Source organism: Streptomyces sp. SID14436 (genome assembly GCF_010548465.1).
Lineage (GTDB): Bacteria > Actinomycetota > Actinomycetes > Streptomycetales > Streptomycetaceae > Streptomyces.
Window position 1 is genome coordinate 1 of record NZ_JAAGMD010000729.1, and the last position, 6,902, is coordinate 6,902.

General features: G+C 74.2%; 8 protein-coding genes and 1 tRNA gene. 5 read left to right on the forward strand and 4 right to left on the reverse strand.

What is annotated here, in order from left to right; genetic code table 11:
- Positions 1 to 286 precede the first annotated feature (286 nt).
- A tRNA-Val gene (locus G3I53_RS26450) sits at positions 287 to 358 on the forward strand.
- Between the two features lie 48 nt (positions 359 to 406).
- Here the strand turns inward: G3I53_RS26450 and G3I53_RS26455 are convergent.
- Positions 407 to 772: a hypothetical protein gene (locus tag G3I53_RS26455; protein ID WP_164338588.1), complete on the reverse strand. Its 366-nt coding sequence runs from the start codon at positions 770 to 772 to the stop codon at positions 407 to 409.
- A 121-nt stretch (positions 773 to 893) separates the two neighbouring features.
- Between G3I53_RS26455 and G3I53_RS26460 the strand changes: the two genes are divergently transcribed.
- Both G3I53_RS26460 and G3I53_RS26465 read left to right on the forward strand, forming a co-directional pair.
- Complete coding sequence (locus G3I53_RS26460; protein ID WP_164338587.1) at positions 894 to 1,490, forward strand: GNAT family N-acetyltransferase; 597 nt, start codon at positions 894 to 896, stop codon at positions 1,488 to 1,490.
- Positions 1,491 to 1,552: 62 nt separating this feature from the next.
- Positions 1,553 to 1,783 (forward strand): DUF2277 domain-containing protein, encoded by a 231-nt coding sequence (locus G3I53_RS26465; RefSeq protein ID WP_164338586.1) that lies wholly within the window; start codon positions 1,553 to 1,555, stop codon positions 1,781 to 1,783.
- A 13-nt stretch (positions 1,784 to 1,796) separates the two neighbouring features.
- Here the strand turns inward: G3I53_RS26465 and G3I53_RS26470 are convergent, their stop codons facing one another.
- The 3 genes from G3I53_RS26470 to G3I53_RS26480 form a co-directional block, all read right to left on the reverse strand.
- Positions 1,797 to 2,399, reverse strand: coding sequence for a VTT domain-containing protein (locus G3I53_RS26470; RefSeq protein WP_343240694.1), 603 nt, complete (start codon positions 2,397 to 2,399; stop codon positions 1,797 to 1,799).
- Between the two features lie 201 nt (positions 2,400 to 2,600).
- Complete coding sequence (locus G3I53_RS26475) at positions 2,601 to 4,247, reverse strand: alkaline phosphatase D family protein (RefSeq protein WP_164338428.1); 1,647 nt, start codon at positions 4,245 to 4,247, stop codon at positions 2,601 to 2,603.
- Positions 4,248 to 4,316: 69 nt separating this feature from the next.
- Positions 4,317 to 4,961: an HNH endonuclease family protein gene (locus G3I53_RS26480; protein ID WP_164338429.1), complete on the reverse strand. Its 645-nt coding sequence runs from the start codon at positions 4,959 to 4,961 to the stop codon at positions 4,317 to 4,319.
- A gap of 399 nt (positions 4,962 to 5,360) precedes the next feature.
- Here G3I53_RS26480 and G3I53_RS26485 point away from each other — a divergent pair, with 399 nt between their 5' ends.
- Together G3I53_RS26485 and G3I53_RS26490 are read left to right on the forward strand one after the other, a co-directional pair.
- The gene (locus G3I53_RS26485; RefSeq protein WP_164338430.1) at positions 5,361 to 5,942 is read left to right on the forward strand and encodes a TMEM165/GDT1 family protein; all 582 of its coding nucleotides are present in this window, start codon (positions 5,361 to 5,363) and stop codon (positions 5,940 to 5,942) included.
- A 239-nt stretch (positions 5,943 to 6,181) separates the two neighbouring features.
- Positions 6,182 to 6,868 carry an HAD-IA family hydrolase gene (locus G3I53_RS26490; RefSeq protein WP_164438842.1) on the forward strand — a complete coding sequence of 229 codons (687 nt, stop codon included), beginning with the start codon at positions 6,182 to 6,184 and terminating at the stop codon, positions 6,866 to 6,868.
- Positions 6,869 to 6,902: the final 34 nt, after the last annotated feature.

The window sequence follows — 6,902 nt, forward strand, 5'->3', positions numbered from 1 at the left end:
TCCGGGCCCGCGCCGTGCGGCGCACCGGGCGGGGAGCGGTGCCGGTGGTGCCGGCGGTGCGCGGGCGGGTCGTGCGGAACGGGTGGGTCGGGCGGGTCATGACGGTCTCCCCCTGGGACGGACGGTGGCGCTCCTCGGCGCACTACGACCGTAGGGACCGGCGGCCTCCCGGGGGATGCGGGCCGCTCCCGTATCGGGGGTGGGGAGAACCCCCGTACGGGGTTTGCCGGGGCGCGTGCCGGGCCATGTAGGCTGTCGACTCGACCGGGGTCACGCCCCTGGTCACGGGTGCGTAGCTCAGGGGTAGAGCGCCTGCCTTACAAGCAGGATGTCGGCGGTTCGAAACCGTCCGCGCCCACCGGTACGACGGCGGGGCCCCGGAGCGATCTCCGGGGCCCCGCCGTCGTCATGGCGTGCCGGGGTCCGCGCCGGCCGTGCCGCCGCCGCCGCGCGGGGTCGCGTGCTTCAGTGCCGAGCGGGCGTGCACGCGGTCGGCGCCGGTGAGTCCGGCCCAGTACCGGTGGGTGCTGACGAAGACCGCGAGCTCGTGTTCGCGCCGCCGCAGCTTCTCCACCTCGGCCTGTTCGTCCTCGCTCCAGCCGGGCGAGGCGGGGCGTTCGACCCGGCGCCAGCCGGTGTCGTCGCTGAAGCCGTCGAGGGGCTCGACCGACCAGGGGAGGCGCTTCAGCAGGGCCGACAACTCGGCCCGGACCTGATGCAGTTCCTCCTGACCGGCGAGGAGGTCACTGGGGAAATCATAGGTCGCAGCCACAGCTCAATGATACTCCTGTTCGATTTTGGGTGGCGTGTTACCGGGGGTCCGACGCGAGGTTCACCCGATCGTGAGCAGCCCGCCCGAGCCTTTGCGCGCACCCGGTCGTACGGTGATCGTCATGGACATCGTGGGTGGGGACGCCAGGGGCGGGAACGAGGGGCGGGACGGGTCGGCCGGCAGGACGGCCGCGGGGACGGACGCCGGGGGAGTGGCGGTGCTGCTGGTGCCGTGGGCGGAGGACGACCTCTGGCTGCTGCGGCGCAACAACACTCCCGAGATGACCGCGCACATGGGCGGGCCGGAGAGCGAGGAGAAGCTGCTCGCCCGGCACCGGAGGTACCTCGACCTGGAGTCGGGACGGATGTACCGGGTCACGCTGGAGGGCGACGGTCAGACCGTCGGCACCATCGGTTTCTGGGAGCGGGAGTGGAGGGGCGAGGCGGTCTGGGAGACCGGCTGGGCCGTCCTGCCCGAGTTCCAGGGACGGGGCCTGGCCTCGCGGGCCGCCCGCGCGGTGATCGGAGCCGCCCGCGCCGCCGGCCGCCACCGCTACCTGCACGCCTTCCCCAAGACCTCCCACCCGGCGTCGAACGCGGTGTGCCGCAAGGCGGGGTTCAGCCTGCTCGGCGAGGTCGCCTTCGAGTACCCGAAGGGCAACCCGGTCGTCTCCAACGACTGGCGGGTGGACCTGGAGGCGGACCTCGACGAGGAGTGACGCGGCGGGCGGCGGGCGGCGGGCGCTGGTGCGGGGCGGGGGCGCGGGGCGAGACTGGGGACATGTGCCGGAGTATCAAGACCCTGCGTCCGCCCGCCCAGCCCGAGGAGGCCACGGAGGAGGAGATCCGCGCCGCCGCCCTGCAGTACGTGCGGAAGGTGTCCGGCTTCCGGGCGCCCGCCGCCCACAACCGTGAGGTGTTCGACCGGGCCGTGGAGGCCGTCGCCGGGGCCACCGCCGAGCTGCTGGACCACCTGGAGGTGCGCGGCGCCCCCGCCCGCCGGGCGAGCTAGGTCCGGCCGGCTTCTAGGACGCCTCCGTCACCTGCGGACGCCTGCGCATCAGGTAGCCGGCGCCCGCGCCCGCCGCGAACAGCGCGCCCACGGACACCGCCGTCGCCAGCCAGGTGGCCCCCAGCCAGTGGGCGCCGAAGTAGCCGAGCGCCACGCTGTACCCGGCCCAGAACAGGCCGGCCAGGGCCGACCAGGGGAGGAACTCCCGGGCCCTGCGGCGGGCGGCGCCCGCCCCGAGCGAGACGAGTGAGCGGCCCGCCGGGGCGAAGCGGGCCAGGATGACGAGGGCGCCGCCGCCCCGGGCCAGCGCGGCGCCGAGACGTTCCTGCGCGCCGGTGAGCCGCCGGGACCGGGCGATGGCCCGGTCGAACCGGGCGCCGCCGCGCCAGGCGAGGCGGTAGGCGACCAGGTCGCCCAGGACGGAGGCGGTCGCCGCGCAGAGGGTCAGCGCCAGGATGTCGGGCACGTCGGTCGCGGTGCCCGCCGCCGCTGCCGTGGCCGCCGTGATCACCAGGACCCCGCTGGGCAGCACCGGCAGGAACACGTCCAGCAGCACCGACAGAGCCACCACCGCGTAGATCCATGGGCTGCCGATCAGCGACCCGAAACTCTCCACCCGAACTCCCGTGGCTCCCCCGTGGGGCCAGCCCGTGCCGCGCTGTCGCGGTGGGAGCGGCAGGAGTGGCAGGAGTGGCCGATGACAGACAGCCATACAGCGTACGCCGGGCGGGTGACGGGAAGGTCACGGGGGGTTCCGCCGTTCGGTATCGACCCAGTGCCCGCCCCCGTGTACCCGTGTGCCCGTGCGGTGGAGCCGTCAGCGGCTGAGGTCCGTCTCCATGATCGTCCGGAGGCGGGGGCCCGCTTCCGAGGGGCGGGCGTGTTCCAGGCGCAGGGTCGCCGCGCGTCCCCGGGCCGTCAGGGTCATGAGCTGGTTGCCGAACCAGGGGCCGCCCGTGCGGCGCCAGGACACCGGCGGGCGTCCGCCGCCGCCGTGCCGGGCGAAGAGCCGGCCCAGCAGCCGGGCCGTGCGGCTCCAGCCGAAGCGGAAGCCGAGCTTGATCGACAGCGGGACGGAATTGTGGACCGGGGAGCAGGTCAGCTGCACCACGTGCGCGTCCGGGCCGCGCCGCCCGCGCCAGGCGGGCTCGGCGACGTAGGCGTGGTGGACGTCCCCCGACAGCACGCACACCGTGGCGGGCGCGTCAGGGCCGCTGCCCGCCTCCGCGATCAGCTCGCCGAGGGCGGCGAAGGACTCCGGGAACGCCGCCCAGTGCTCCAGGTCCGCCGCCCGCCGCAGCCTCTCCCCGAACCGTGCCCAGCGCGGCCCCTTGTCGCCCCGGCACAGCACGGAGTTCCACGCCTCCACGTCGTGCACCAGGTGCGGCAGCAGCCAGGGCAGGGACGTCCCGATGAGGAGGTGGTCGCAGGACTGCCGGTCGTCGAGGGCCTGCTCGCGCAGCCAGGCGGCCTCGCCCGGGTCGAGCATCGACCGCTCGTCCTCCGCCAGCACCCTGGCCGCGCGGCTGTCCACCATCAGCAGCCGGACCCGCCCGAGGTCACGCCGGTAGCTCCAGCGGACGGTCGCCGCGTCGGCCTCGGCGTCGGAGGCGAAGGCGCGCAGCACGTCGGTGCCGTCCGGGCTCTCCCGCACGGCCGCGTAGACGGGGTCGGCGGCCAGCTCGCGCGGCGAGAGGTTGCCCAGGTGCTGGTACACCCAGTACGACATCAGGCCGCTGAGCACCCGCTCCCGCCACCACGAGGTGGCGCGCATGTCCTCGACCCAGGCGGCCGAGGTGTTCCAGTCATCGATCACGTCGTGATCGTCGAAGATCATGCAGGTGGGGACGGTGGACAGCAGCCAGCGCACCTTCGGGTCGAGCCAGGACTCGTAGTAGAGGTGGGTGTACTCCTCGTAGTCCGCCACCTGGCTGCCCGGGGCCTCGCTCAGGTCGCGGCGGGCGGCGAGCCAGGCGCGGGTGGCCTCGGAGGTCTCGTCGGCGTACACCTGGTCGCCCAGCAGGAGCAGCACGTCCGGCCGTTCGCCGCCCGGGTCGGCCGCGATGCGGGCGGCGAGGGCGTCCAGCGCGTCGGGGCCGACGGGGTCGTGTTCGCCGGTGGGCGGGGAGGCCCAGCGGCAGGAGCCGAAGGCGACGCGCGTGTCGTCGGCCGGCCCGGGGGTGGCGATCACCGACGGCGGCAGGGCGTCGAAGGGGGCGTCGGGCAGCGGCCAGACGCGGGTGCCGTCGAGGTACACCTCGTACGGCGTGGCGGTGCCCGGGGTCAGCCCCGTCACCTCGACGAGGGCGTAGTGGTGGCCGGCGACCTGGAAGGTGCCCGTCCGGCCGCCGGACCCGTCCGCGCAGCGCACCTCGGCGGTGCCCGGGCGGCTCGTCTCGGCCCAGACGGTCGCGGACGAGCCGTCGACGTGGCGCAGCAGTGGTCCGAGCCGCAGTCCGGCCATGTGGTGACCCCTTCCTCCGTCGCCCCGTACGGTACGCAGCGACGGAGGCCGGCGGCGAGAACCCTGCGGTCAGCAGTTCGCGAGGTGTCCCTGGAGGGCGGACTTCTCGGCGGAGTCGACGGACAGGCCGTAGTAGTACTTCACCTGGACCCAGGCGCGTGCGTAGGTGCAGCGGTAGGCGGTGCGGGAGGGCATCCAGGTGGCCGGGTCCTGGTCGCCCTTGGACTGGTTGACGTTGTCGGTGACGGCGATCAGCTGCGGGCGGGTCAGGTCGTTGGCGAAGGACTGGCGCCGGGAGGTGGTCCACGCGTCGGCGCCGGAGTCCCACGCCTCGGCGAGCGGCACCACGTGGTCGATGTCGACGTCGGAGGCGGCGGACCAGGTCGCGCCGTCGTAGGGGGAGTACCAGCTGCCGCTGGTCGCGGCGCACGAGGAGTTGGTGACGACGTTGGTGCCGTCGCGCTTGAGGACCGTCTCGCGGGTGTTGCAGGTGCCGCTGATCGTGATCCAGTGCGGGAAGAGGTCGCGGTTGTAGCCGGTGCGGTCCTCGGGGGCGACCTTCAGGGCGGAGAGGTAGCCGCGGGCGGTGGCGGCGCTGACCGGGGTGGGGAGGGCGGCGGAGGCGGCCGGGCCGTTGAACAGCCCGGCCGAGGCTATGAGCGCGGTGAGCGCCGCGACGGTGCCGAGCCGTCGACGCGCGTAGACCTGGGACATGCGAACTCCCTTGTGGGGTGCGGGCGTTGAAGCGAGCAGGGGAATGCTCGCGACGCCGGGTTGCGCGGAGGAGTGGGCCCGTTGAGAAGCTAATGACGCGCTCATGACATGTCTATGGTTGAGACGTGAAGCTTCCGCGTCGATGTCCGGACGGGGCGTGGCGTACGCTGGGGAGCGCAGAAGGGGAGTAGCCCTACGCCGGACCGTCGACATACTGCTCAGCCCGCTGAGCCGGCGCCCGGAGGCGGACCGCGTGACCCGCGGTCGGCCGGCGAGACCTTCGGCATGCAGTGCACACCCGTGCCGCACGGCACGGGTGCCGTGTGTACTGCCGTGCCGAGGTGTCCCGTGGAACGCACAGCACTCTCGGCGGGGCAGTCCCGACCGATTGAGGAACCGTTGATCAGCCTGACCGTGACGGCCGTCGTCTTCGGCGTCGTCTTCCTCGCCGAGCTGCCCGACAAGACCGCGCTCGCCGGACTCGTCCTCGGCACCCGCTACCGCGCCTCCTACGTCTTCGCCGGTGTCGCCGCCGCGTTCGCGCTGCACGTGGTGCTCGCGGTGGCCGCCGGCAGCGTCCTCACGCTGCTGCCGCAGCAGCTCGTGCAGGTGATCACGGGCCTGCTCTTCCTGGGCGGCGCGGCGGTGCTCACCTTCCGCAAGGACGACGGCGAGGAGGTGGTCCGCAAGCCGGAGGACCAGTCCTTCTGGAAGGTCTCCGGGGCGGGCTTCATGCTGATCCTGGTCGCCGAGTTCGGCGACCTCACCCAGATCATGACCGCCAACCTCGCCGCCCGTTACGACGACCCGCTCTCCGTCGGCCTGGGCGCGGTGCTGGCCCTGTGGTCCGTGGCGGGACTGGGCATCCTCGGCGGCAAGGCGCTGATGAAGCGGGTGCCGCTGCGGCTGATCACCCGGATCGCGGCGCTGCTGATGCTGGGCCTCGGCGTGTGGAGCCTGTGGGAGGCGGCGACGGGGTGAGCCGGCCTGCCGGCTCCCCCCGGCCCTCGGGGGCGGGTGCGCCGGGCCCGAGGTGAACGTCCGGGGAACGGACGGTGAAGCCGGTGGCAGGCGCACGGATTATTTTGTACCGTGGATGAACAAAGTGGCTCCCGCCCGTTTTCCCTGACCGGCGGGCGGGGCCGCCTTGTCCCCCAGCCCACGCCGGGGCCCGGTCCGTCCCCGCCCGGAGTCCGGCCCGCGTTCCCCTGGAGCTGCCGATGACGGCCCCCCTCGTGCTCACCGCCCGCGCCCTCCTGCTCGACATGGACGGCACCCTGGTCAACTCCGACGCCTCGGTGGAGCGCGTCTGGCGGCGCTGGGCCGGACGGCACGGACTCGACGGGGACGAGGTCATGAAGGTCGTCCACGGCCGCCAGGGCTACGCCTCCATGGCGCTGCTGCTCCCCGGCCGGCCCATGGCGCAGAACCACGCCGACAACGCGCGCATGCTCGCCGAGGAGACCGCCGACACCGAGGGTGTCGTCGAGGTCCCCGGCGCGGGCGCCTTCCTCGCCTCGCTGGCCGGCCTTCCGCACGCCCTGGTGACCTCCGCCGACGTCCCCCTGTCCACCGCCCGGATGGCGGCCGCCGGGCTCGCCCTGCCCGACGTCCGGGTGACCGCCGAGTCCGTCGGCGCGAGCAAGCCGCACCCCGAGGGCTTCCTCAAGGGCGCGGCGGAACTGGGCGTCGACCCCGCCGACTGCGTCGTCTTCGAGGACTCCGCCGCGGGCATCGCCGCCGGCCGCGCCGCCGGGATGCGGGTCGTGGGCGTCGGCCCCCGGGCCGCCCTCCTCGACCCGGACGTCGCGGTGCGCGACCTCACCGGCGTACGGGTGGAGGCCGCCGGTGACGGCACCCTCCGGCTGCACGTCGCGCCCACCGGCCGGACGGACACCGCCGGCTGACCCCCTCGGGGCCCGGCCGGGCCTTCCCGTCGGC